The 23702-nt window shown below is 62.1% G+C and carries 26 protein-coding genes; 16 read left to right on the top strand and 10 right to left on the bottom strand.

Features of this window, described 5'->3' with window-relative positions; all coding sequences use genetic code 11:
- Positions 1-5: 5 nt before the first annotated feature.
- The 4 genes from AC1Q61_RS04515 to AC1Q61_RS04500 are packed head-to-tail and all read left to right on the top strand — an operon-like array spanning position 6 to position 2373.
- Positions 6-380, top strand: a complete 375-nt coding sequence (locus AC1Q61_RS04515; protein WP_215516040.1) for a DUF742 domain-containing protein — start codon at positions 6-8, stop codon at positions 378-380.
- Positions 361-948 carry a GTP-binding protein gene (locus AC1Q61_RS04510; protein ID WP_003940118.1) on the top strand — a complete coding sequence of 196 codons (588 nt, stop codon included), beginning with the start codon at positions 361-363 and terminating at the stop codon, positions 946-948. The genes AC1Q61_RS04515 and AC1Q61_RS04510 overlap by 20 nt, the downstream gene beginning before the upstream one ends.
- 40 nt (positions 949-988) lie before the next feature.
- The gene (locus AC1Q61_RS04505) at positions 989-1783 is read left to right on the top strand and encodes an MHYT domain-containing protein (protein ID WP_003939865.1); all 795 of its coding nucleotides are present in this window, start codon (positions 989-991) and stop codon (positions 1781-1783) included.
- 53 nt (positions 1784-1836) lie between these two features.
- Positions 1837-2373, top strand: a complete 537-nt coding sequence (locus tag AC1Q61_RS04500) for a P-loop nucleotide/nucleoside kinase family protein (protein WP_042921407.1) — start codon at positions 1837-1839, stop codon at positions 2371-2373.
- Positions 2374-2385: 12 nt separating this feature from the next.
- On the opposite strand, the gene AC1Q61_RS04495 is transcribed toward AC1Q61_RS04500, so the two are convergent.
- Together AC1Q61_RS04495 and AC1Q61_RS04490 are read right to left on the bottom strand one after the other, a co-directional pair.
- Positions 2386-2844 carry a GNAT family N-acetyltransferase gene (locus tag AC1Q61_RS04495; protein ID WP_065351273.1) on the bottom strand — a complete coding sequence of 153 codons (459 nt, stop codon included), beginning with the start codon at positions 2842-2844 and terminating at the stop codon, positions 2386-2388.
- 56 nt (positions 2845-2900) lie between these two features.
- The gene (locus tag AC1Q61_RS04490; protein WP_007727793.1) at positions 2901-3527 is read right to left on the bottom strand and encodes a helix-turn-helix domain-containing protein; all 627 of its coding nucleotides are present in this window, start codon (positions 3525-3527) and stop codon (positions 2901-2903) included.
- Positions 3528-3560: 33 nt separating this feature from the next.
- Between AC1Q61_RS04490 and AC1Q61_RS04485 the strand changes: the two genes are divergently transcribed.
- Entirely contained in the window at positions 3561-4589 is a 1029-nt protein-coding gene (locus AC1Q61_RS04485) for an NAD(P)/FAD-dependent oxidoreductase (RefSeq protein WP_063836242.1), read from the top strand.
- Between the two features lie 9 nt (positions 4590-4598).
- On the opposite strand, the gene AC1Q61_RS04480 is transcribed toward AC1Q61_RS04485, so the two are convergent.
- The 3 genes from AC1Q61_RS04480 to ctaD are packed head-to-tail and all read right to left on the bottom strand — an operon-like array spanning position 4599 to position 7347.
- Positions 4599-5018 (bottom strand): DUF5313 family protein, encoded by a 420-nt coding sequence (locus tag AC1Q61_RS04480; RefSeq protein ID WP_042451127.1) that lies wholly within the window; start codon positions 5016-5018, stop codon positions 4599-4601.
- A 55-nt stretch (positions 5019-5073) separates the two neighbouring features.
- Positions 5074-5547: a MarR family winged helix-turn-helix transcriptional regulator gene (locus AC1Q61_RS04475; RefSeq protein ID WP_042921411.1), complete on the bottom strand. Its 474-nt coding sequence runs from the start codon at positions 5545-5547 to the stop codon at positions 5074-5076.
- Positions 5548-5592: 45 nt separating this feature from the next.
- Complete coding sequence (gene ctaD / locus AC1Q61_RS04470; protein ID WP_046379038.1) at positions 5593-7347, bottom strand: aa3-type cytochrome oxidase subunit I; 1755 nt, start codon at positions 7345-7347, stop codon at positions 5593-5595.
- 202 nt (positions 7348-7549) lie between these two features.
- Here ctaD and AC1Q61_RS04465 point away from each other — a divergent pair, with 202 nt between their 5' ends.
- Positions 7550-8701, top strand: coding sequence for an NADH:flavin oxidoreductase (locus tag AC1Q61_RS04465; RefSeq protein ID WP_007733403.1), 1152 nt, complete (start codon positions 7550-7552; stop codon positions 8699-8701).
- 64 nt (positions 8702-8765) lie between these two features.
- Here the strand turns inward: AC1Q61_RS04465 and AC1Q61_RS04460 are convergent, their stop codons facing one another.
- Positions 8766-9614: an aldo/keto reductase gene (locus AC1Q61_RS04460; RefSeq protein WP_037128502.1), complete on the bottom strand. Its 849-nt coding sequence runs from the start codon at positions 9612-9614 to the stop codon at positions 8766-8768.
- 129 nt (positions 9615-9743) lie between these two features.
- Here AC1Q61_RS04460 and AC1Q61_RS04455 point away from each other — a divergent pair, with 129 nt between their 5' ends.
- The 3 genes from AC1Q61_RS04455 (at position 9744) to AC1Q61_RS04445 (ending at position 13023) form a co-directional block, all read left to right on the top strand.
- Positions 9744-10340, top strand: a complete 597-nt coding sequence (locus AC1Q61_RS04455) for a class I SAM-dependent methyltransferase (protein ID WP_030535396.1) — start codon at positions 9744-9746, stop codon at positions 10338-10340.
- Between the two features lie 66 nt (positions 10341-10406).
- Positions 10407-12038, top strand: coding sequence for an ABC-F family ATP-binding cassette domain-containing protein (locus AC1Q61_RS04450; protein ID WP_030535395.1), 1632 nt, complete (start codon positions 10407-10409; stop codon positions 12036-12038).
- A 145-nt stretch (positions 12039-12183) separates the two neighbouring features.
- A complete protein-coding gene (locus AC1Q61_RS04445; protein WP_058037842.1) occupies positions 12184-13023 on the top strand; it encodes an aldo/keto reductase in 840 nt (279 codons plus the stop codon).
- A 12-nt stretch (positions 13024-13035) separates the two neighbouring features.
- Here AC1Q61_RS04445 and AC1Q61_RS04440 read toward each other — a convergent pair whose 3' ends face one another.
- The 3 genes from AC1Q61_RS04440 to AC1Q61_RS04430 form a co-directional block, all read right to left on the bottom strand.
- Entirely contained in the window at positions 13036-13611 is a 576-nt protein-coding gene (locus AC1Q61_RS04440) for a TetR/AcrR family transcriptional regulator (RefSeq protein WP_042921643.1), read from the bottom strand.
- Entirely contained in the window at positions 13612-14025 is a 414-nt protein-coding gene (locus AC1Q61_RS04435) for a VOC family protein (RefSeq protein WP_021332241.1), read from the bottom strand. It lies immediately after the preceding gene.
- A 74-nt stretch (positions 14026-14099) separates the two neighbouring features.
- Positions 14100-14516: a hypothetical protein gene (locus AC1Q61_RS04430; RefSeq protein ID WP_230691721.1), complete on the bottom strand. Its 417-nt coding sequence runs from the start codon at positions 14514-14516 to the stop codon at positions 14100-14102.
- 109 nt (positions 14517-14625) lie between these two features.
- Here AC1Q61_RS04430 and AC1Q61_RS04425 point away from each other — a divergent pair, with 109 nt between their 5' ends.
- The 6 genes from AC1Q61_RS04425 (at position 14626) to AC1Q61_RS04400 (ending at position 20236) form a co-directional block, all read left to right on the top strand.
- A complete protein-coding gene (locus AC1Q61_RS04425) occupies positions 14626-14949 on the top strand; it encodes a helix-turn-helix transcriptional regulator (protein WP_003940147.1) in 324 nt (107 codons plus the stop codon).
- Positions 14942-15487, top strand: a complete 546-nt coding sequence (locus AC1Q61_RS04420; RefSeq protein ID WP_003939943.1) for a hypothetical protein — start codon at positions 14942-14944, stop codon at positions 15485-15487. The genes AC1Q61_RS04425 and AC1Q61_RS04420 overlap by 8 nt, the downstream gene beginning before the upstream one ends.
- Before the next feature lie 43 nt (positions 15488-15530).
- A complete protein-coding gene (locus tag AC1Q61_RS04415) occupies positions 15531-16427 on the top strand; it encodes an ABC transporter ATP-binding protein (protein WP_042921647.1) in 897 nt (298 codons plus the stop codon).
- On the top strand, positions 16424-17617 hold the full coding sequence (locus AC1Q61_RS04410) for an ABC transporter permease (RefSeq protein WP_007733417.1): 1194 nt from the start codon (positions 16424-16426) through the stop codon (positions 17615-17617). Before AC1Q61_RS04415 ends, AC1Q61_RS04410 begins: the two co-directional genes overlap by 4 nt.
- A 94-nt stretch (positions 17618-17711) precedes the next feature.
- A complete protein-coding gene (locus AC1Q61_RS04405) occupies positions 17712-19199 on the top strand; it encodes an acetyl-coenzyme A carboxylase carboxyl transferase subunits beta/alpha (RefSeq protein ID WP_003940141.1) in 1488 nt (495 codons plus the stop codon).
- Entirely contained in the window at positions 19196-20236 is a 1041-nt protein-coding gene (locus AC1Q61_RS04400) for a hypothetical protein (protein WP_042921648.1), read from the top strand. The genes AC1Q61_RS04405 and AC1Q61_RS04400 overlap by 4 nt, the downstream gene beginning before the upstream one ends.
- Before the next feature lie 20 nt (positions 20237-20256).
- On the opposite strand, the gene AC1Q61_RS04395 is transcribed toward AC1Q61_RS04400, so the two are convergent.
- Positions 20257-21528, bottom strand: coding sequence for an MFS transporter (locus AC1Q61_RS04395; protein WP_492650984.1), 1272 nt, complete (start codon positions 21526-21528; stop codon positions 20257-20259).
- Positions 21529-21705: 177 nt separating this feature from the next.
- Here AC1Q61_RS04395 and AC1Q61_RS04390 point away from each other — a divergent pair, with 177 nt between their 5' ends.
- On the top strand, positions 21706-23622 hold the full coding sequence (locus tag AC1Q61_RS04390) for a propionyl-CoA synthetase (protein WP_042921649.1): 1917 nt from the start codon (positions 21706-21708) through the stop codon (positions 23620-23622).
- The last annotated feature ends 80 nt before the right edge of the window (positions 23623-23702 follow it).

Below are 23702 nucleotides of genomic sequence, written 5' to 3'. Positions count from 1 at the left end.
GTTCGATGCCTCACCATCAATCCGAGTACGACGACGCCGAACCGAGCTTGGTCCGGCCGTACGCGCTCACCGAAGGTCGGACCCTGCCGTCCATCGACCTCCCACTCGAAGCGATCATCGCGACGATCGAAGACGCGGTCTCGAACAATCTTGCACCGCAGGATATTCGTGCATCGATCGTCGTACTCTGCGAGCAGCGGATCTCGGTTGCCGAGATCGCTGCCCACCTGGGTGTTCCGATCGGAGTCGTGCGGGTACTGGTCGCCGACCTCGTAGTAGCCGGATCACTGGAAATACATGCCACTCTGCGAAGCGACGCATCTCGAGTCGAGCGACGCGAACTGATCGAAAGGACCCTCAGTGGACTTCGGGCACTCTGACTCATCGTCTCGCGTGAAATCGACAAAAATTGTGATCGCCGGGGGTTTCGGTGTTGGCAAGACAACACTTGTGGGGACCGTCTCCGAAATCGTCCCCCTTCGCACGGAGGCCATGGTCACCGACGCCAGCGACGGTATCGACAATCTCGGATCCACTCCCGACAAGAGCACCACGACGGTCGCGATGGACTTCGGGCGCATCACTCTCGCCGACGACCTGGTCCTCTATCTGTTCGGAACCCCGGGACAGCGCCGCTTCTGGTTCATGTGGGACGACCTGATCACCGGTGCGATCGGTGCGGTCATTCTGGTCGACACGCGTCGCCTGGAAGACAGCTTCGCCGCAGTCGACTTCTTCGAGGCGCGAGGCCTCCCGTTCATCGTGGCGGTCAACCGTTTCGACGGCGCGCCAATCCATTCGGCGAGCGATCTCCGCCAGGCGTTGGCTCTACCCAACCGGGTTCCCATGATCGAGATCGACGCCCGAAACCGCGAATCAGCCAAACGCGCGCTGATCGCCGTCACCGAATACTCCCTCGAACGACTTGCAGCTGAAGCAGTCGTCTAGATGAATCACCAGATGCGAATCGTCGCCGAAAGGAACTGGCATGTCGGATGAAATGCACCATTTCTCGATGGGAATCTGGCTGCTCGGACTCGCCTACGTCGTGTCCGTGGTCGGGTCGGTAGTCGGCCTGGCGTGCACCAGGCATTCAGCGTCGGCGACGACAACCGCCACACGCATGCGATGGCTCGCCATGGCTGCCTTGTCGATCGGTGGCGTCGCCATCTGGCTCATGCATTTCATCGCCATGCTCGGCTTCGCGGTCCCCGGCAGTCCCATTCGATACAACCTCGGATGGACCGTGATCTCCGCGATCATCTCAGTAGGGGCCGTGTTTGTCGGCCTGCTGATCATCGGGACCGAATTTCGCTGGACGCGGCTTCTGATCGGGGGCGTGGTAACCGGTCTCGCCGTGAACATCATGCATTACACGGGTATGCGCGCCTTGCGCTTTCAGGGCGAGATCCACTACGACCTGCTCTTCGTTGCACTGTCGGTTCTCATCGCAGTCGTCGCCGGAACCGCTGCACTGTGGTTCACCATGGTGCTCGAGTCCACGATTCTGCGTTTTGTCGCCGGAATCATCATGGGCATCGCTGTCGTCGGTATGCACTACACCGGAATGGCCGCTGTCGAGGTTGTTCACGACGCGGCAGCCCCGGCGCCACAGGGACTCGAAGTGTTCTCGTTCCTCTTCCCTGTCTTCGTTCTCGGCCTGCTGGCGTTGGCAGTTCCGATTGTCGCAGTGCTGACAGCACCCAACCGCGCGACGGCACGAATGGAATCCGCCGCCGACGATCTGGCGTTCGAAGCACGAGAGTTCGCGATCTCGAACTGAGCAGAGTACGGGGCGAGTTCACGTAAATCGACAACGCCCCGTACATTTCGGGGATGGTGGATGCCGGACACAACCCCCAGCCATCGACCCGCGCAACGCTCGTCGTGATCGGTGGTTTGCCGGCCACCGGCAAGTCGACGATCGCGCGGGCGCTTGCGCAGCGTCACCAAATCCCCTTCGTGCGGATCGATACCATCGAACAGACGCTGATCCGCAGCGGTATCGCTGACGCGTCCGGGACCGCTGGATACATCACCGGGTACGCGCTCGCCGCCGAACAATTGCGACTGGGACTTTCGGTCGTGGTCGAATGCGTCAACCCCGTCGAGGCGACACGAACCGCCTGGTCCGCTACCGCACAACACAATTCGGCGCGCCTGCTCGGTGTCGAGGTCATCTGTTCGGATCCCGACGAGCATCGCAGACGCGCTGAACGGCGAGTCGTCGACATCCCGGATCTCGTACTACCGACGTGGCAGGAAATTCTGGATCGAGACTACGAGCCGTGGACTACGGAACGGCTGGTGCTCGACACCGCAATCATGGACCCCGACAGTGCAGTACGACGCATCACAGCCAAGATGCTGTAGCGTGCGAGCTGCTCACAAGGTGAGAAGGAAGAATGCGCTGTTCGGGTCTTCGCGGTAGTTCCCGAACGGTGGACAAGGCACGAACCCGAATTTCGCGTACAACCGGCGAGCTGGATCGAAGAACTCTTGCGTACCGGTCTCCAATTCGAGTTGCCGGTAACCTCGTTGTCTCGACTCGTCCACGACGTGTTGAAGAAGTCGCGTTCCCACGCCACGCCCCCTTGCTGCCGATGACGTTCGCATCGACTTGATCTCGCCGCCCGCCGACGACCGTTCCTTGAGCGCGACGCAACCGAGTAACTCGTCACCTTCGCTCCACAGCGTCCACATGGTCACAGAGATATCCATCAGCCCCGTGACGTCCAGCGCGTGAACGCTGTCCGAGGGCGAGGTCGCGTGCATGTCGGCGAGATGTTCGGTGAGTAGAGCACGGACCGCATCCCGACTCAGGTCGTCAATTTCGATTCGCACAGACCCTCACTGTCCTCTTCGCTTCCGGCAGCATCGAATGAAAGTATGACTGTCCGTCACTTCGCCGAAGGCCTGGCCCGAACGTGGATGCGTTCTCCTTGGGGGCCGAACAGACTCAGTACCTCGACCGGGCCGCGCCCGTCACTGCCGAACCAATGCGGGTTTCGGGTGTCGAATTCAGCAGCTTCACCCGTACCCATCACGATGTCGTGATCGGCCAACACCAACCGCAACCTCCCCGACAACACGTACAGCCATTCGTAGCCGTCGTGCACTTGGGGATCCGGTTCCGTCTGGCTTGCCGGGATGGTCATCTTGAATGCCTGCAACCCACCCGGTTGCCGAGTCAGCGGCAATACCGTTCGCCCACTGACGCTTCGAGGCGCACTCTGGATGCGTGGATCGGCGACCTGCGGTGCCGCCACCAGTTGGTCCAACGGCACTTGGTGGGCAAGCGCGATCGGAAGCAGCAACTCCAAGCTCGGGCGACGCTCCCCCGCTTCGAGCCTCGACAGGGTGCTCTTCGAAATACCGGTGGACTCGGACAGCGCTGTGAGCGTGACGTTCCTCTGTGTACGAATGCGTTTGAGGCGCGCGCCGATCTGCGAGATGGCGGCATCGATGTGCGGACCGTTGACATTCATGGTGCCGAGTCTGACGACGATTCCCAGAAATGGCAACATTAGTTGCTGAAGAACCCCCTCCGCGAGCAATCTGTGCTCATGCGAACACACACTGAAACTGAGATCCTCGACGCCGTGATCGTCGGCGGTGGCGCCGCCGGACTCAGCGCAGCCCTGGTGTTGGGTCGTGCTCGGCGCTCGGTCGCCGTCATCGATTCCGGCAAACCGCGCAACGCACCGGTAGCACACATGCACGGCTTCCTCTCGCGCGACGGCATGGCGCCACGTGAGTTGCTCGCCGTCGGACGCAGCGAATTGCAGACGTACGGAGTGGAATTGACACAAGATGACGTAGTCGACATCTCCTGGCGCGGTATCGAACCCGGCTTTGTCGTCGAACTTTCAGGAGGCACGACGCTCGAAACTCGTACTGTGCTGGTTGCCACCGGTCTACGGGATTCACTCCCGGAAATACCAGGCATCCAGGAGCTTTGGGGACAAAGCGTGCTCCATTGCCCGTACTGCCATGCGTACGAGATCAGCGACCAACCGATCGGCGTTCTCGGCGGCGACGCTCGCGAGATGTCACTTCACCAGGCGTTTCTACTCCGACAGTGGTCGTCGGATGTGACGTTCTTCCCCGACAAGATCTCGCTCACCCCCGACGAACGCGCGCGACTGGCTGCCCGAGGAGTGACGGTTGCCGACGGATCGGTATCTGGATTGGTCTGCGAGAAAAGCAAACTGAAAGCCGTCGAACTCGACAACGGCCAACTTGTTGCGCGCTCAGCACTGTTCGTTGCGCCGCGTTTCGTTCCGAACGACGCACATCTGACGCGACTCGGCTGCAAAACCAGCCCCACGGGATTCGTGGCTGTCGATCGTTCCGGCGCCACCAGTGTTCCTGGTATCTGGGGCGCCGGCAACGTCGTCGACCCTCGCGCCCAGGTAATCAATGCTGCGGCGGCAGGTTCGACCGCGGCAATCGCGATCAACGGATATCTGGTCGAGCAAGATGTCGAATCGGCTCTTCGTTCGACCGAGCCGGAAGGGGGCTTCTCGGCGACCGTGGAGCAACGCGTCTGCGAGTTGAACGGCGGCAGCGCCCTCCACGGCTTGTGACCGAGGTGTCTACGTCGCGGGGCCGCCGTGCAACTTCTCGTAGGCGGCCTTCTCGGCGTCGTGGCGCGAGATCTTCTTCGGGTTCTCGAGGTCGGAAGGCAAACCGTGACGCTCGAGGCGACGCGACCTGTTCTGAGCCATGTAGGAGACCGAATAGAACAGTGCCAGAAGCACTCCGAGCAGCACCATCGATGCCCGCAGGGCCCACGGTCCGGGGAAGAGCATGAAAGCCGCGAACACTGGAATGAACGGCACCATGCTTCGGATCAGGTGACGCGGCACGGCCCAGTCACCGATCAGGTCGTTTCGTACCCAGTCCTGCATCGAATCGGGCAGCTTGCGCCCCACTGAATAACCCAACCACTGAAGAGGATTCGGGCTCGTACGTTGCTTTTTGGAAGTCACGGAAGTCACCTGTTCGGTACGCATCGACGGTACTGACGCAGTCATCACGTTTCTTTCGGATGCAGTCATCACATTTCTCTCATTGGTCCAAGGCTCCGGCGCGGAGCGCGGCCTCGTTGACCCGCGTCAGAACGTTGTGGAGTTCTTCGAGTTCGGCGAGGCTGACGCCGAGCTTCGCGACAACCGCCGGCGGGATCTTCTCCGCCTCCGCGCGCAGTGCCACACCGGCTTCGGTGAGGTCCACGTCCAGTTGCCGTTCGTCGGCGCGGCTACGGGTTCGCGTGATCAGCCCGGACGCCTCGAGTCGCTTGAGGAGCGGCGACAGCGTCGGCGAATCGAGTTGCAGTGCCTGCCCGATTTCCTTGACCGCCATCGGCGACTTTCCCCACAGTGCCAGCATCACCAGGTACTGGGGATGCGTGAGGCCCATCGGCTCGAGCAGTGGCCGGTAGACGGACAGCACCGCCCGGTTCGCGACCGCAAGTGCAAAGCACACCTGCCGGTCGAGAGCCAGCGGATCATCCATCTGCATCTGCGGAGCCTTCGTCGTCATGACTCCGATATTATCAGATTAATTAGTGCAGCAACTATTATTGCACTAATCAATCTGGCGACGATCGTCACTCTTCTCCAACGTCGACGTGGGTTGCCCGGTGAGACCCACGTGCGCTTCCGCCCTCATTCGCTCCACCATGTGCGGGTAGTGCAGCTCGAACGCCGGACGCTCACTACGGATGCGCGGCAACTCGGTGAAGTTGTGACGCGGCGGCGGGCAGGTGGTTGCCCACTCCAGCGAGTTTCCGTAACCCCACGGATCGTCGACGGTGACAACTTCGCCGTAGCGGTAGCTCTTGAAAACGTTCCAGATGAACGGAAGCGTCGAGGCACCGAGCACGAAGGCAAAGATCGTGGACACCGAGTTCAGCACCGTGAACCCGTCCGAGGGCAGGTAGTCGGCATAGCGACGCGGCATCCCCTCGCCGCCGAGCCAGTGCTGAACGAGGAACGTGCCGTGGAAACCGACGAACGTGGTCCAGAAGTGCCACTTGCCGAGACGCTCGTCCATCATGCGACCGGTCATCTTCGGGAACCAGAAGTAGATACCGGCGTACGTGGCGAACACGACCGTACCGAAGACCACGTAATGGAAGTGGGCGACGACAAAATACGTGTCGGTGACATGGAAGTCGATCGGCGGGCTCGCGAGAATGACACCCGACAGACCACCGAACAGGAAGGTGATCAAGAAGCCGACCGAGAACAGCATCGGCGACTCGAAGGTCAACTGCCCCTTCCACATCGTGCCGATCCAGTTGAAGATCTTCACACCTGTCGGCACGGCGATCAGGAACGTCATGAACGAGAAGTACGGCAGGAGAACAGCACCCGTCGCGTACATGTGGTGAGCCCACACCGCGATCGACAGAGCTGAAATCGCCAGTGTCGCATAGACCAATCCGGTGTACCCGAAGATCGGCTTACGGCTGAAGACCGGGAAGATCTCCGAGACGATACCGAAGAACGGCAGCGCGATGATGTACACCTCGGGGTGACCGAAGAACCAGAACAGGTGCTGCCACAACAGAACTCCACCCGACGCAGGGTCGAAGATGTGTCCACCGAGGTGACGGTCGACGAACAGACCCATGAACGCAGCGGTCAGCAACGGGAACGCCATCAAGATCAGAATGCTGGTGATGAAGATGTTCCACGTGAAGATGGACATCCGAAACATCGTCATGCCTGGTGCGCGCAGGCAGATCACGGTGGTGATCATGTTGACCGCACCGAGAATGGTGCCGAGGCCACCGACCGTCAGACCGAAGACCCACAGGTCGGCGCCGACGCCGGGACTGTGCACCGCACCCGACAACGGGGTGTACGCGGTCCAACCGAAGTCGGCAGCGCCGCCCGGCGTGAGGAATCCGCCGAGAACGATGAGACCACCAAAAGTGAAGAGCCAGAACCCGAATGCGTTCAGACGCGGGAACGCCACGTCCGGGGCACCGATCTGCAGCGGAAGTATGTAGTTCGCGAAGCCGAAAACGACGGGCGTCGCGTACAGCAGCAACATGATCGTGCCGTGCATGGTGAACAACTGGTTGAACTGCTCGTTCGAGAGGAACTGCATCCCGGGGACAGCCAGTTCCGCACGCATGAACAGGGCCATCAGGCCGCCGATCAGGAAGAACACGAAAGCCGTGATCATGTACATGATCCCGATCTTCTTGTGATCGGTGGTCTTGATCATGTCGAACATCCACGACCCCTTGGGATCACGGCGCTTCGGGTACGGCCGCTCCGGAATCGGCTCCAACTCTCCGGTCCGCTCGTCCGGCACCGTTGTCGTCATGCTCGCGCGTCCTCTTTCGTGCTCGATACCGCCTCAAGAACTTTCCGCACGACCATATCGCATGTTAATAGTTAATGCACAAACTAAGTGTGGTCGACGTGAGCATCTATCGAAAACCGAACGTACGCAACCTTTTGCAGATTTCGGTGAGATAAAGTCAGGCGGCGGAATAGGTCGAGGGTCCGCCGCGTTGAACAAACCCGTGACTCTTCCCGACACATCGACAGCACCCGAGGCCTCCGCGTTGCGCGGCCTCTTCGAGCCTTTCGAGGTCAAATCACTCTCGTTGCGTAACCGTTTCGCCATGGCCCCGATGACGCGCGCCTTCTCGCCGGACGGAATCCCCGGCGCCGACGTAGCCGAGTACTACCGTCGTCGCGCAGCAGGTGGTGTCGGCTTGATCATCACCGAAGGCACGTACATCCCGGACCCGGCAGCCGGCCCGCACACCCGCGTACCGCGCATCTACGGCGATTCGAGCCTGGGTGGATGGAAGTCGGTTGTCGACGCCGTCCACGCCGAAGGCGGATCGATCATTCCTCAGCTGTGGCACCTCGGAGTCGAACGCGGCGAGAACTCGCGCCTGAACCCCGAGGTCGAAACCGTCAGCCCCTCCGGCCTGGCACTGGACGGCACCCGCCTGGGACGAGAATTCACCACCTCTGACCTCGACGACTTGAAGCAGTCGTGGGTCGACGCCGCACTCAACGCGAAGAACACCGGCTTCGACGGTCTCGAGTTGCACGGAGCACATGGCTACCTGCTCGACGAATTTCTCTGGGCGGGAACCAATGTCCGAACCGACGGATACGGCGGATCACTCGAGGCCCGCACCCGTTTCCCGGCCGAGGTCGTCGCCGCAATCCGAGAGGCCGTCGGGGACGAGTTCGCGATCGTCTACCGATTCTCGCAGTGGAAGTCCGGCCATTACGACGCTCGTATCGCCCAGAGCCCGGCAGAACTCGGCCGCATCCTCACTCCCCTGGTCGACGCCGGCGTCGACGTTCTGCATCCGTCCACGAGGCGTCATTGGGAACCGGCATTCGCTGAACTCGACGGTGAAGACGGCACACTCGGCCTCGCCGGTTGGACGAAGAAGCTGACCGGGTTGCCGACCATCACCGTCGGTTCGGTCGGACTCGATTCCGTGTTCACGACGGCATTCACCGGCGAAGCTGCATCTGCTGTCACCGGACTGGAGCGTCTCGAAGCTCAGTACGAGAGGGGTGAATTCGACATGGTTGCCATCGGGCGCGCGCTGCTCGCCGATCCCGAGTGGGTCGAGAAGCTCCGCACCGGACGCGCGGACGAGCACATCGCATTCACCGCAGAACATCGCACACACCTGAACTGACCTCGCACGACAAAACGGCACTCCCGCAATTGTGGGAGTGCCGTTTGTGGGTCTGCCGGAAGTACTAGCTGCCGAGCGTGACCGGGTCGGGGCCGATGCGGCCGGCTGGGTCGTCGAGAGCACCGATTGCGTTGATCTGTTCCGGTGTCAGTTCGAATCCGAAGACATCGAAGTTGGCGGCGATACGTTCGGGGGTCACCGACTTCGGAATCACCACGTTTCCGATCTGCAGGTGCCAGCGAATGATCACCTGAGCCGCGGTGACGCCATGAGCGTCGGCGATAGCGGTGATGACGGGGTCGCCGAGAACGGTTCCCTGTCCGAGCGGGCTCCACGCTTCCGTCGCGATTCCCTTGCCGGTGTGAAAGGCGCGCAGTTCGGCCTGGTTGAACTTGGGGTGAAGCTCGATCTGATTGAGGACCGGCACCTCACCGGTTTCGCCGATGACGCGCTCGAGGTTCTCGATGGTGAAGTTGGAAACGCCGATGGATCGAACCCGTCCGTCGGCCTTGAGCTTCTGGAATGCCTTGAACGTCTCGACGTACAGGTCCTTGGACGGAACCGGCCAGTGGATCAGGTACAGGTCGAGGTACTCGAGACCCAACTTGTCGAGGCTCGCGTCGAATGCCGCAAGCGTCGAGTCGTAGCCTTGGTCGTCGTTCCACAGTTTTGTCGTGATGTAGAGGTCTTCGCGGGCGATGCCGGATTCGGCGATCGCACGGCCGACGCCCACCTCGTTGCCGTAGATCTTGGCGGTGTCGATACTGCGGTAACCGGTCTTCAGGGCGGTGGAGACGGCTTCCTGCGTCTCGTCGTCCGGAACCTGGAACACACCGAATCCGAGTGCGGGGATCGTCTTACCGTCGTTCAGAACAATGGTCGGTACAGAGGTCACATCGTTGGTCTCGGTCATATATGGATCCAACGCGCGAGGGCCGGGAGGCATTCCCCCCGAACCTCCGGGCAGTGCCCTTGTACCGCCCGAAATGCCGGTCTACCTTGGAAGACAAGTATTGGAATCGCCTCGAGAAAAGAGAGAGCGATGAATCTTTCATATCGTCTCGCCTACAAGGTCGGCGTCACTCCGTGGGAGCACACCGGGCACGGGTTCGACGCTCAACTGTCCGGCCTTCTGGATGCGATTCCCGTCCCGGAAGGTGGCCGTGCACTCGATATCGGTTGCGGCACCGGACGCCATTCCATCGAGCTGGCGCAACGCGGTTGGCACGTCACCGGCGTCGACGCCGAACAGGAACCGCTGGACAAAGCGCGCATACACGCGCGTGAAGCACACGTCGACGTCCGGTTCCTCCACGAGGACGCGGCAGACCTGCACATTGCCGTCGACGGCGGGCACATGCTGGTGCTCGACATCGGCTGTTTTCACGGGCTCACCGATCATCAACGGCGGGACTACGGGAGATCCGTAAACGCGATCACCGCACCCGGGGCGTCCATGGTGATGTTCGCATTCGGACCGGGGCACCGTTGGCCGATGCCACACGGCGTCTCGGAGGAGGACGTCATGCGAGCATTCGACGGTTGGTCGATGGCCTCGAGCATGGCCGCGGACGTGAGTGAATCGCCACTTCCGGTCCGTGCGGCACATCCGTGCTGGTATCACCTGGTCCGTGGCTGACTGCTGTGCGCCTTTATTAACCGCCCGCGGTTAATAAAGGCGCACAGCACCGGGGATACTTCTCAGGTGACTGCAACACTGCGCATCAGCGGCCTCTCTGCTTCCCGGGGAGAACGCACCCTGTTCTCCGACCTCGACCTCACCGTTGCCCCCGGCGACGTCATCGGCCTCGTCGGCGCGAACGGCGCCGGCAAGTCGACGCTTCTCACCGCACTGGCCGGAATCGGAACTGCCGACGTCGAAGGTTCGATCATCCTCAGCCCGCCGGATGCTGCGGTCGGTTACCTCGCGCAGGAACCCGATCGCATCGAGGGTGAGACCGTCCTCGAGTTCCTCGGCCGCCGCACCGGCGTCGCCCACGCCGAGGAAGTCATGAACGCCGCAGCCGAAACCCTGGCCGAAGCCGAAGAGGATCTGTACTCCCCGGCTCTCGAACGCTGGCTCGCTCTCGGCGGCGCCGACCTGCTCGAGCGCGCCGAGAAGGTGGTCGAAGAACTCGGTCTCGGAGTTCCACTCGATGCTCACATGACGGCATTGTCCGGCGGTCAGGCCGCGCGCGCCGGCCTCGCGTCACTGTTGCTTTCGCGCTACGACATTCTCTTGTTGGACGAGCCCACCAACGATCTCGACCTACGCGGTCTCGAGCAGTTGGAGCGATTTGTCGCCGAGACGCGCGCAGCACTGGTTGTCGTGAGCCATGATCGCGAGTTCCTCTCGCGCACCGTCACCGGAATCGTGGAACTCGATCTGGCACAACAGGACATCGCCGTGTACGACGGCGGCTACGAGTCGTACCTCGCCGAACGCGAGATCGCCCGCCAGCACGCACGCGAGGCGTTCGAGGAATACGCAGGCACCCGCTCCGATCTCGAAGATCGCGCACAGATGCAGCGCAACTGGATGGAACACGGCGTCCGCAACGCGCGTCGTAAAGCCAAGGACAACGACAAGATCGGACGCGGATTGCGGACCGAGTCGACGGAGAAGCAAGCCGCGAAAGCCCGCCAGACTCAACGCCGCATCGAGCGACTCGAAGTCGTCGAGGAACCGCGCAAGGAGTGGGAACTTCGCATGGAGATCGCGGCGGCGCCGCGGTCCGGTTCCGTTGTCGCAACCACGAACGGCGCCAAGGTAACTCGCGGTCAGTTCACGTTCGGTCCGGTCACGACGCAGATCGACTGGGGCGATCGAATTCTCGTCACGGGCGCGAACGGGGCAGGCAAGACCACCCTCCTCAACGTCCTGCTCGGCAAACTCGTCCCGGACGAGGGCATCGCGTCGCTGGGTTCCGGTGTCGCGATCGGTGAGATCGATCAGGCGCGTGGATTGTTCGAAGGTGATCAACCAGTCGTGGAGGCCTTCGGGGCACAGGTTCCGGACTGGCCCGATGCCGATGTCCGCACTCTCCTCGCCAAGTTCGGCCTGCGCGGACACCACGTACTCAGATCTGCCGCTTCCCTGTCCCCCGGCGAAAGAACAAGGGCTGCGCTTGCTTTGCTCCAGGCTCGCGGCGTGAACCTACTGGTACTGGACGAGCCGACGAACCATCTCGACCTTCCGGCGATCGAACAGCTCGAGCAGGCAATGGAGTCGTTCGAGGGAACCCTCCTTCTGGTCACTCACGATCGACGCATGCTGCAGTCCACCCGAAGCACGCGCCGGTGGCGAATGGAGAACGGACAGCTCTTCGAGGAGTAGCCGATCGACTCTGCTTGCGCAGACAACCCGCGTGTGCAACTATTTATCAGGCGCACGCAATAGTTGCATGCGCGGCACAGGTGGCCCGCGGATGACATGATCCCCCGTCGAGCTGCCACATCCCAGTCCCGAAAGGCACTCTTCAATGTTGTCGATCCCCGACCGCACACTGACTCACGGAACCACCGGCGAGCCGATCACCATCCCGCAACTCGGGTACGGCGTTTTCCAGGTACCGGACGCACAGACCGAAGAGGTCACTGCCGCAGCTCTCGAGATCGGCTACCGCCACATCGACACGGCCGCGATCTACGGAAATGAAGCCGGGGTCGGCCGCGCCATCGCAGGTTCGGATATCCCTAGGTCAGAGCTTTTTGTCACCACCAAGCTGTGGAATGACGATCAGGGCCACGACCGAACACTCGCCGCTTTCGACACCAGCCTCGACAAGCTCGGACTCGACTACGTCGACCTCTATCTGATTCACTGGCCCGCGCCGGCAAAGGGCCTGTTCGTCGAGACCTGGGCGGCATTCGAGCAAATTCTCGCCTCCGGCCGCACCCGGGCGATCGGTGTGTCCAACTTCCTGCCCGAGCACCTCGAACTGCTGGCCGAGCACAGCTCGATCACCCCGGCCGTCAACCAGATCGAATTGCACCCCAGACTGCAACAGCACGCGTCACGGGAGTACGCGCGAAGTCGCGGCATCGAAATCGAGGCTTGGAGCCCATTGGGACAGGGAACCATCCTCGACGACCCGGCCATCGGGAAAATTGCTGCAGCACACGGCAAGAGCCCGGCACAGATAATTCTGCGCTGGCATCTCGAACAGGGTCACACCGTTCTGTCGAAGTCGGTCACGCCTGCACGCATGCGCGACAACGCCGCAATCTTCGACTTCGCACTCGATGCCGACGAGTCAGCGGCCATCGCAGCGCTGAACACCGACAGCCGTGTCGGGCCTGATCCAGTCGAATTGAACTGAATCGAAACGGCTTCAAGAATTTTCGTGGGGAGTCAACGTCAGCAGCACAGAATCGACGGACTGCTCGGCCAGGAGCGCGTCCAGCGGTAAGTGACGGAACAACGCTCGGTAATAGATCGGCGACGCCAGCGCGTCCAGGACGAAGTCCAGGTCGAAGTCGCTCCGTATGTCGCCGCGTAGCCGCGCCGATTCCAGCACTGCCGCAGTGGAATCGCGTCGAGGCTGAAAGAATGCCGACTGGAAATCCCGCGCCAATTCCGGGTCCGCCGCCAGATCCGCGACCAACGCGGGCAGGATCCGACCGACTACCGTTTCACTCAGTCCCACAACCAATGTCGTGATGCCGGCGACCAGGTCTGCCCTGAGATTGCCGGTGTCCGGCGTTGGATCAGTACCGATGTGCGCCACGACAACGTCGACCACCAGATGCCGCTTCGACGGCCATCTCCGGTAGATGGCGGGTCGATGCACGCCCGCTCTCGTCGCCACCGAACCGATCGACAGCTCCGCATATCCGTTCTCCCCCAACAACTCCAGGGTTGCCGCCAGAACGGCGTCGTCGATCCGCTCGTCGCGGGCGCGCACCATCTACAGCACCGGCCGCGGCATGAGCACCAGACGCCAGCCGTCGGGATCTTCGAAAGTCATCCCCGCGTTCTCCTCCCAGTACGGATTCTCGGCGCCAACGGGTTCGTGCCCTGCTTCCCCCAACCTCTGAACTACCTCGTACATCGCCGACTCGCCGGCGAAGTAGAGCACCAACAGGTTGTCCTGCGTCGGCGCCGGGCATGGGCTTCCGTCTTCGTGGGTCGTGAATTCGAGGTGATAGTTCGAATCCGGCAGACCCAGCATGATTCCGTCGTACCCGGCATGACCGGAGAACCGGTAGAGCTCTGGCAATCCCAGACAGTCGCGATAGAACGCAATCACGTCGTCGAGCCTGTCGGTGGGTCGCGCTACGCGCACTTGCACTACTGCGAGGTCGTTCGGCCAAGTTGTCATTCCAAAACAGTACAGTACGTACCGTAATGTTTCGAGAAGATGGCTGCCAGCCTCCCGACGGCAGCTCGCTGCAACTACAAGCGATCATTCTCCGGAAACGCCGCCTTGGGCATGAACTTCGGCCTGGCGAACAGCACAGACAGTTTAGTGGGCTGCGACTCCACCGGGCGATCGGACCGGTACAGCAACGCCTGCTGCGGGGTACTCAACCATTCACTGGCGAAGATCTCACCGAGGCGCGAAACCGGCACGTGCGACCCGTCCTCGAGTCGAACGGTGACGTCCGCCCCGATATCCGACTGGCCGTACACGACCCACCACGATTCGCCTTCCACATCCCCCGGAGTGTGCTGCCCGATACCGATGACTGCACCCTTCTCCATCGGATCGCGCCAGACCGCGTCGCGCCCTTGCGGTCCCACGCAGTAGCTACCATCCTCGCGCACCTGCACGACCAGGCCGGACTTTTCGAGCACCAACTGTTCGACCACTATGCCAAGCCCCTTCCGTTGCCCGAACCTTATCCGCCGGCACGCCCCAGAAGCCGAACAATCGCGGTTCGTGTTGACAAACTGTTGGGTTTTTACAACACTTTGATGCATGAGCCCAGTCCGGCGGGGAGACGCGCTCCCCATCTTCAATCGCATCGGAGTGCTTCGCGCCGAGCGGAAGATGAGCCGGGCACAGCTTGCGCAACTCGTCGACGTGAATCCGCAGACGGTGGGGGCACTCGAACGCGGTGACCACTACCCCAGCCTGGATCTTGCATTCCGAATCTGCTGGGTGTTCGACCTCCCGGTGGAGGCGGTGTTCTCCCGGACGGAGTTCGGGCCGCTGTCGACGGAGGTCTACCGGAATGCACCGTCGACGGAGGTCTACCGATCTGACCGCACTACCGAGGGGAGTGAAAAGCCAAGTGCCTGAATCAAATCTGATCGACCGCTACCAGGCCCACCGCACTCGGCGGTTCCTGCAGAACGAGGAGACGTTCCGACATTGGCTACCGAATTGGCGAACCCGTCGACGTCGGCGCGTACTCGTCGTCGCCCTGGCGGTCCTGTTCACCACGATGGTTGCCGTCAGCACAGCATGCCTGTTCAATCCGCTCTTCGCCGTGGCATGGCCGGTCCTCACCCTGCTGTTCCTGCCGACGTGGTCCTCACTTCAAATCGTGTCGGGCCGGCAAGGGGATGCTCCGCGGCAGGCGTTGGACGAATGGGAGATCCAGCAACGCAACGACGCTCGCTCCGTCGGGCTCAGCGTGACCCAAACGTTGGTCTTCATTGTCGCCATTTTCCTCATTTTCACCTCGTCGGTGCAGTGGAATGTAGAGAGGCTGCCTTACACGGGAGGTTTATTGGCACTGACTGCAATGCTGATCGGCGCGTGCACGCCCGCGATGATTCTCTCGTGGACCAATCCAGACCCGGATCCGATTGATTCGGAAGAGTTCGATCTCTGACCCGTATTACCGAAGCGCACCACTCGACCGATGGGAAGGACCCATGTCAGCCACCCTCACGATCGACGGCATCTCGAAACGCTACGGCGACGTCGTCGCACTCGACAACCTGAGTTTCGAAGTGCGCCCAGGCGAGATCTTCGGATTCGTCGGCAGTAACGGCGCCGGCAAGACGACCACGATGCGCATTGCGCTGGGTGTGCTCGGAGCAGATTCGGGAGAAGTTCGCCTCGGCGGCAAACCCGTCGACCTCGAGGTGCGTCGCACTATCGGATACATGCCGGAGGAACGCGGCCTCTACCCCAAGATGAAGGTGGGAGCGCAACTTTCCTATCTGGCCGAGCTACACGGACTCTCGAAGGCCGACGCGCACGCGGCCACTGAGCGGTGGACCGAACGTCTGGGCATCGCCGAACGCGTCAAGGACACCGTCGATTCCCTGTCCCTCGGCAATCAGCAACGTGTGCAGCTCGCGGCGGCGCTGGTTCACGACCCATCGGTACTCGTTCTGGACGAACCGTTTTCGGGCCTCGACCCCGTAGCGGTCGATGTCATGAGTGACGTGTTGGTCGAGAAGGCTCGCACCGGTGTTCCCGTAATCTTCTCCAGCCATCAGCTGGATCTGGTGGAGCGCTTGTGCGATCGCGTGGGCATCATCAGCCGCGGCAGCATGCGAGAGATCGGAACCGTCGACGAGCTACGAGGCAAGGGTGACGGCCGAATCGAAGTCTTCGCCCCTGACGCGCCGGTCGGTTGGGCACACCATCTGATCGGTGTCACCACACTGAGCCACCTCGACGGTCGAACGCTCCTGATCGTCGACGGAACCGCCGACGATCAGCAGATCCTGCATGCAGCATTGAAAACCGGACCGGTGCACGAGTTCACGCTACGACGTCCGTCACTGACCGATCTGTTCCGAGAGGTAGTAGCCGCATGAGCAACCAGTTGAGCGGAGGTCGAGCCATCGGGTTGGTCGCCCGACGCGAATTCATGACGCAGATCTCGAAGAAGAGTTTTGTGATCAGCAACGTCATCATTCTGGTCGCGATCATCGGCGGCATCATCGCCTTCTCGCTCTTCTCCGGCGGCGACGAGGACAAGTCGAAGATCGGCTTGGTCGGCAACCAATCACTCAGTGCCACGATGGTGTCCATCGGCGACACCCTCGGAAATCCGGTGACGGTAACGGAGGTTTCCGACGACGGCACCGCGCGTGATCAAGTCAAGGACGGCGACCTCGACGTGGCCGTGATCGCTGGATCGGGCGGCGGCGTCACTGTCGTGACCAAGAAGGAAGTAGCCACGAATCTGCGGGCCGTCATCGAGAGTTCCGTTGCACAGCAGGCACAATCGAATGCGCTTTCCGCTGCGGGGATCGACCCGGCTCAGCTCGCCGAAGCCACGTCCACCGCAGTGGTCACCATCGATGCCATCGATCCCCCGGATCCCGAACAGGGCCAACGTATAGCGATGTCGATCGCTGCTGTGGTGCTCCTGTACATGCAGATCCTGTTGTTCGGAACGTACGTGGCGATGGGCGTCGTCGAGGAGAAGTCCAGCCGTGTCGTCGAGTTGCTGCTCTCCACTCTCCGTCCACTGCAGTTGTTGTGGGGCAAGGTTCTCGGAATCGGTGCTGTCGGCCTGATGCAGATGGCTGCCTATGCCGTCGCGGGCGTCGCCACCGGACTGGCGACGGGTGTCCTGACCGTGACGGGCACCGCAATCGGCGTTCTGTTCGGCACTCTCGGGTGGTTCATTCTCGGCTTCCTCTTCTTCGCCGTGCTGTACGCCGCGGCCGGGTCCATGGTCTCGCGACAGGAGGACGTCAACGCCACCGCGATGCCTCTCGCGCTGCTCGTCATGGCAATGGTCAGCGTGGCTTTCGTTTCGGTGAGCAATCCAGAAGGAACCCTGAGCAACGTGTTGAGTTGGATTCCGCCGTTCTCGGCAATCCTCATGCCCCTGCGCATTTCCGCCGGTGTTGCTTCTCCGTTCCAGATCGTGGGAACGATTCTGCTGATGCTGGTCGTGACTGCTGCGCTGTCGATGATCGCGGCAAAGATCTACCAGCGCTCCATCCTTCGTATCGGCAAGGTCGTTTCGTGGAAAGAGGCGTTCGGACGCTGATTTATCCGGCGCACAACTGACGCCACACGATCACGGCAGCACCCCGCCCAGGTAGGTTCATCCTGGACGGGGTGCTGCTTACTTGGAGGACGTTGTGCGAATCTCGGCCGAAGAACTACTCACTGCGGTACTCGATCCCGAGAGCTTCGTCTCTTGGGACTCCCCGCCCGTCGACGTCGGACCTGGCGCGAAATACGCGGAAGACCTGGCGAAGGCCCGCGAGAAGAGCGGAGTTGACGAGTCCGTCGTCACCGGTGTCGGTACCGTTCGGGGACGTCGGGTCGCGGTAATTGCCTGTGAATTCAGCTTTCTCGCCGGTTCGATCGGAGTTGCTGCAGCCGAGCGGATCGTGACCGCTGTCGAACGTGCTACGGCAGAACAACTCCCGCTGCTGGCCTCGCCCACCTCCGGCGGAACGCGGATGCAGGAGGGCACCGTGGCGTTCGTTCAGATGGTGAAGATCGCTGCGGCAGTGGCTGTTCACAAAGCGGCACACCTGCCCTACCTGGTTTACCTGCGCAATCCCACCACCGGCGGGGTCTTTGCCTCGTGGGGATCCCTCGGCCACATCACCGTCGCGGAACCCGGTGCTCTGGTGGGATTCCTCGGACCCCGTGTCTACGAATCCCTGTACGGCGAAAAGTTTCCCGACGGTATCCAGACGTCCGAAAACTTGTATCGCAACGGCGTTATCGACGGCGTCGTACCCGTCGACCGCCTCCGTCTGCTGGTTAATCGAGCGTTGTGTGTGCTCACCGATCCCCCGGCCCCGGCGGCCACGGACCCGATTCCCTCACCCGAGATTCCCGATGTTCCCGCCTGGCAGTCGGTGATGCTCTCGCGCCGGGCCGATCGACCCGGCATCCGGCAGTTGCTCCGCCATGCCGCAACTGAACAGGTACCGCTCAGCGGCACCGGGCAGGGTGAAACCGACAAGACGATCTTGCTCTCGCTCGCCCGCTTCCGAGGCTTTCCGTGCATCCTGCTCGGCCAGGACCGCAGTGGCCAATCCGCGCTCACCACGATGGGACCGGCCGCGCTCAGGGAAGCGCGACGGGGCATGAAACTTGCCGAAGAACTACAACTCCCGCTTGTCCTCGTGATCGACACTTTGGGCGCGTCGCTGTCCAAAGAAGCTGAAGAACGTGGACTGGCCCCTGAGATCGCCCGTTGCATCGCCGACCTCGTGACGCTGAAGACCCCGACAGTGTCGGTGTTGCTCGGCCAGGGAACAGGCGGTGGGGCTCTCGCGCTGCTGCCCGCCGATCGGGTACTCGCGGCACAGAACGGGTGGCTCGCTCCCCTGCCGCCGGAAGGCGCAAGCGCGATCGTCCATCGCGACATCAGTCACGCACCGGAGATGGCGGCAGCGCAGGGCATTCGTTCGTTGGATCTGCTTCGAGACGGCGTGATCGACGCGATCATTCCCGAAACGCCTGACGCGGCCGACGAACCCGTGGAATTCTCCAAGAGGGTAGGGGCTGCGATAGCGCACGAACTCTTCGTGCTTGCCGAAGAGTCGGACACCGATCGCCAGTCCTCCCGTATCGCGCGCTATCGAAACCTGGGAGTTCCGCAATGACGACGAAGGACCGGAATGCGCTGACGCTGCCGCACAGTTACGACCGCGCGGCACTCGCTCGTTTCGAATTGTTCCTGTTCGCCGGCGTCGCCACCGTGCTGATCACCCGCGCTTATCTGGCGGCAACGGGCTATCCCCAGATCGGGGGCGGCGCCCTCCACATCGCACACGTTCTCTGGGGCGGATTGCTGATGGCCGTCGCCATCGTCGCGACCGCCATCACCGAAGGCTCTCGCACGCGTGACCTGGCCACGCTCGTCGGCGGAATCGGATTCGGTCTCTTCATCGACGAGGTCGGAAAATTCGTCACCGCCGACGTCGATTACTTCTACCAGCCTGCCATCGCGATCATGTACGTCGTCTTCGTTCTCTTCTATCTTGCCGCGCGCGAGGTGGTGATTCGGCGCGGAATGAATGATCGTCATCGGCTCGCCATCGGGGCGCGAGCGCTCTCGGACCTCGCTCTCGGTCAGCTAGACGAGATCCAGTACAACCACGCCCTCCGCGTACTCGACGGCGTCGAAGACCGCAGCCTCACCGACCTCGTCGATTCGATCAAAGCCGGCCTGCATTCACAGACTCCGCCGACCGGCGGTATCGAATCGAAGATCACTCGTGGCCGCAACGCGTTCTTCCACCGTGCCGAGGAACTGCTCCGGCACCGGGTCGTCCGCCGACTGGTACTGACCCTGTTCGTACTGCAGGCTCTTCTGGCGATTGTCCAGGTGATCTACGCGTTGGTTTCCGAGAACGTCGTCGAGGCCGACGACGTCTCCGACCTGGTGGTCCAGATCTCCACCGTCGCAACCGGAGTTCTTGTGGTTCTGGGAGTGTGGTTCCTCTTCCGCGGTCCGTACCTGCGAGCCCTGAGACTCCTGCGTGCATCCCTCATCGTGAGTCTCCTGGTGACGCAGGTCTATCTGTTCACGCAGGACCAGTTCGGCGCGCTTTTCGGTTTCGCAGTGTCACTGTTCATGCTCGCGACACTTCGCATCGCGATTCGAAGCGAAGAGTCCGCCGCAGCTCTACCGCAGTAATCCTCTACCGCAGCGATTCTCTACCGCACTGAGATCGCCGGCCGACTCGGTAGATCGCGGATCCCGCGGAGCGGGCTGAAGAGCAGGACCAATCCGCACGGCGCGATCAGGCAGGCCATGATCCACATCGTCCCGCGCGGTCCCACTGCGTCGCCGAGGTAGCCTGCCGTCAGCGCACCGAGCGGAATGCTGCTGTGCAGCAGGAACATACTCGTTGCCACCACTCGTCCGAGGCGGTCCGGCGGACAGTAACTTTGACGGAAACTGCCGAGCACCACGTTGCACGACACGACGCCCGCAACCATCACCATGCCGCCGATGCAGAACCAGAACAGGCCGGCACCGTACGTCGTCAGAGGTGCTAACAGGATGAACGGTCCCGTCACCAACTGACAGATGAGAACGCTTCGGGCAGTGCCGAATCTGCGACCGAGCGGGCGCCCGATCATCGATCCGACAATTCCGCCCACCCCGGCAATCGCCAGGAGAAGCCCGAGTCCGAACTCCCCCACGCCAACCGTCTTTTCCAGGAACACGATCTGGATCGTGGAGTACCCGGTGAGACCGAAATTGAGCAGAGTGCCGTAGACGACGATCGACCGCAGATACGGATCACCGGCGACGAATCGCAGTCCGAGCGCAATCTGCCGTCGCAACGGTTCTCGCTGATTCTGTCCGCGATGGACGGTCTCCTGCACACGAATCAGCCAGATGCATACGAAGCAGAAGGCGAACGTGAACGCGTCGACAACCAGACCGGCCGCGAGCCCGACAGTTGCAACCACCAGCCCACCGACGCTTGGGCCGATCACCCGAGTTGCGGCCTCGGCGCCCTGAATCTTCGAGTTCCCTTCGACAAGATCCGCTTCGGCGAGCACCGTGGGGAGATACGAGTGATAGGCCGCCTGGAAGAAGACGGTGGCTGTACCGGTGAGCAGCGCGACCAGGAGCAGGTGGCCGTATGTCATCGCCTCCAGGAAGCCGGCGATCGCGAGGCTCGCGAAGAACAGCGCGCACGCAGCGTTCGCGATCATCATGATCGGGCGCCGAGGCAGCCGGTCGATCCAGGCACCTGCTGGTAGTCCGACGATCAACCACGGCAACCACACTGCTGATGCCAGCACACCGATCTGGAAGCTACTCGCGTCCAGTTCGCGAAGCGCGATCAGCGGCAGTACGACGGTCGTGACACCGTTTCCGATACCGCTGACTGCGTCGCCGGTCCACAGAAGTCGGAAGTCACGCAGAGCGAGGACTCCCCAGAAGCCTGCGCGTTGCGCTGCACCTGTCACATCGATCCCCCTTTCAGTCCCTGGCCTATCCCACCCCTGCGCGCCACTGGCCGACGGGACAGGCCCGCCCGGCGCAAAGGGACGGTACCCGCACCGCTACTGAGGCGCACCGCACTGACGGTGACCTAAGGTGTTTCAGGTCACCGGTAAGCGAAGTTCACGAGAGGACACACGTCGATGAGCTCTTCCGAGCAGGCGTCCCACACCACGTATGCCGACGCATATCGCGAGAGCATGGATCAGCCGGAGAAGTTCTGGCTCGACGCTGCGCGGGCCGTCGACTGGGATGTCGCCCCCACGAAGGCTCTCGACGATTCTGCCGCGCCGATCTATCGCTGGTTCCCGGATGCTTCGCTCAACACCAGCTTCAATGCCCTCGATCGGCACGTCCGCGACGGCCGCGGCGATCAGACCGCGTTGATCTTCGACTCCGCGATGGTCCCCACCAAAGCCACTTACACCTACGCCGAATTGCTCGAGCAGGTCTCACTCTTCGCCGGCGTCTTGAAAGATCAGGGTGTGGTGGCGGGCGACCGCGTGATCATCTACATGCCGATGATCCCCGAGGCTGCGATCGCGATGCTCGCGTGTGCGCGAATCGGCGCGGTGCATTCGGTGGTGTTCGGCGGCTTTGCGGCCAAGGAGCTCGCAACGCGAATCGACGACGCCGGTCCAGTGGTGCTCGTGACGGCGTCCGGCGGCCTCGAACCCGGACGAACAATCGAGTACCTGCCGATGGTCGAGAAGGCTCTGCAACTGTCCGCCACTCCCGCGCACACCGTGATCGTGAAGAATCGCGAGCAGATTCCCGGTGCAGCTTCCGACTACAAGTCAAGTGCCGCAGCCTGGTTCGACTGGGACGAGCTGATCGCCGACGCCACCCCGGCCGACCCGGTGTCGGTCGCCGCGACGGATCCGCTCTACATCCTCTACACCTCGGGAACGACCGGTAAGCCCAAGGGCGTCGTCCGGGACAACGGTGGCCATGCCGTTGCGCTGACGTGGACCATGAAGAATCTGTACGACATCAGCCCAGGACAGGTGTGGTGGACCGCCTCCGACGTCGGCTGGGTGGTCGGCCACTCCTACATCGTCTACGGACCGTTGCTCGCCGGAGCCACGACGGTCATGTACGAAGGCAAGCCCGTCGGCACCCCCGACGCCGGTGCGTTCTGGCGCATCATTTCCGAATACAACGTGTCGGCACTCTTCACCGCTCCGACAGCGATCCGCGCGGTCCGCAAGGCCGACCCGGACGCAAAAGAGCTTGCCAAGTACGACATCTCGTCGCTCGACACACTGTTCGCGGCCGGCGAGCGCTTGGATCCCGACACCTACGAGTGGGCTACTCGGATTCTCGATCGCCCGGTGGTCGATCACTGGTGGCAGACAGAAACCGGTTGGGCCATCTGCGCGAATCTGCGCGGCCTCGAACCCATGGAGATCAAAGCGGGCTCACCCACCGTCGCCTGCCCCGGATACCGCGTCGAAATCGTCGACGGCAAGGGCGAACTCGTGGGTCCGGGCACCGAGGGCAACATCGTGATCGGCCTGCCGCTTCCTCCCGGAACACTCGCCGGACTGTGGCGTGACGAGGACCGGTACGTGAAGTCCTACCTGTCGACTTTCGAAGGCTATTACCTCACCGGCGACTCCGGGTACATCGACGAGGACAACTACGTCTTCGTGCTCGGACGAAGTGACGACGTGATCAACGTTGCCGGACATCGCCTTTCGACCGGAAGCATGGAGGCCGTCGTCGCCGGCCACCCGGCTGTCGCCGAATGCGCGGTCATCGGCATTCAGGACGAACTCAAGGGGCAACGGCCGAGCGGTTATGTCGTGCTCAAGTCCGGCGTCGACATCGATCCCGAAACACTCCGACAAGAACTGGTCGCGCGGGTGCGAGACCAGATCGGTGCCGTCGCCACGTTCCGGGACGTCACCGTCGTCGCCGCACTACCGAAGACTCGTTCCGGCAAGATCCTCCGCAAGACCATGCGGCAGATCGCCGACAACGAGGAGTACACGGTCCCGTCGACCATCGAGGACGCGAGCGTATTGGACGAGTTGTCCAAACTCCTTCGCGGATAAGGATTCAGCGAATTCCCCTGTCTGTCTGCCTCCGGACGTAGCAGTATGAACACGTTCCAGTTTTCAACGATTCAGACGGG

The organism is Rhodococcus sp. MPR-R1B (genome assembly GCF_058793255.1).
Note: the sequence above shows the minus strand (reverse complement) of the source record. Positions and strands in the feature narration are given on the sequence as shown.

Excerpts from the sequence above, each read along its gene's own strand:
- AC1Q61_RS04440 (WP_042921643.1), bottom strand. The coding sequence starts at position 13,611 with ATGGTGCGCGCCCGCGACGAGCGGATCGACGACGCCGTTCTGGCGGCA.
- AC1Q61_RS04390 (WP_042921649.1), top strand. The coding sequence starts at position 21,706 with ATGAGCTCTTCCGAGCAGGCGTCCCACACCACGTATGCCGACGCATAT.
- AC1Q61_RS04415 (WP_042921647.1), top strand. The coding sequence starts at position 15,531 with ATGTCAGCCACCCTCACGATCGACGGCATCTCGAAACGCTACGGCGAC.
- AC1Q61_RS04480 (WP_042451127.1), bottom strand. The coding sequence starts at position 5,018 with ATGCGTACCGAACAGGTGACTTCCGTGACTTCCAAAAAGCAACGTACG.
- AC1Q61_RS04500 (WP_042921407.1), top strand. The coding sequence starts at position 1,837 with ATGGTGGATGCCGGACACAACCCCCAGCCATCGACCCGCGCAACGCTC.
- AC1Q61_RS04460 (WP_037128502.1), bottom strand. The coding sequence starts at position 9,614 with ATGACCGAGACCAACGATGTGACCTCTGTACCGACCATTGTTCTGAAC.
- AC1Q61_RS04410 (WP_007733417.1), top strand. The coding sequence starts at position 16,424 with ATGAGCAACCAGTTGAGCGGAGGTCGAGCCATCGGGTTGGTCGCCCGA.
- AC1Q61_RS04475 (WP_042921411.1), bottom strand. The coding sequence starts at position 5,547 with ATGACGACGAAGGCTCCGCAGATGCAGATGGATGATCCGCTGGCTCTC.
- AC1Q61_RS04435 (WP_021332241.1), bottom strand. The coding sequence starts at position 14,025 with ATGACAACTTGGCCGAACGACCTCGCAGTAGTGCAAGTGCGCGTAGCG.
- AC1Q61_RS04400 (WP_042921648.1), top strand. The coding sequence starts at position 19,196 with ATGACGACGAAGGACCGGAATGCGCTGACGCTGCCGCACAGTTACGAC.
- AC1Q61_RS04490 (WP_007727793.1), bottom strand. The coding sequence starts at position 3,527 with ATGTTGCCATTTCTGGGAATCGTCGTCAGACTCGGCACCATGAATGTC.
- AC1Q61_RS04505 (WP_003939865.1), top strand. The coding sequence starts at position 989 with ATGTCGGATGAAATGCACCATTTCTCGATGGGAATCTGGCTGCTCGGA.
- ctaD (WP_046379038.1), bottom strand. The coding sequence starts at position 7,347 with ATGACGACAACGGTGCCGGACGAGCGGACCGGAGAGTTGGAGCCGATT.
- AC1Q61_RS04515 (WP_215516040.1), top strand. The coding sequence starts at position 6 with ATGCCTCACCATCAATCCGAGTACGACGACGCCGAACCGAGCTTGGTC.
- AC1Q61_RS04445 (WP_058037842.1), top strand. The coding sequence starts at position 12,184 with ATGTTGTCGATCCCCGACCGCACACTGACTCACGGAACCACCGGCGAG.
- AC1Q61_RS04455 (WP_030535396.1), top strand. The coding sequence starts at position 9,744 with ATGAATCTTTCATATCGTCTCGCCTACAAGGTCGGCGTCACTCCGTGG.
- AC1Q61_RS04425 (WP_003940147.1), top strand. The coding sequence starts at position 14,626 with ATGAGCCCAGTCCGGCGGGGAGACGCGCTCCCCATCTTCAATCGCATC.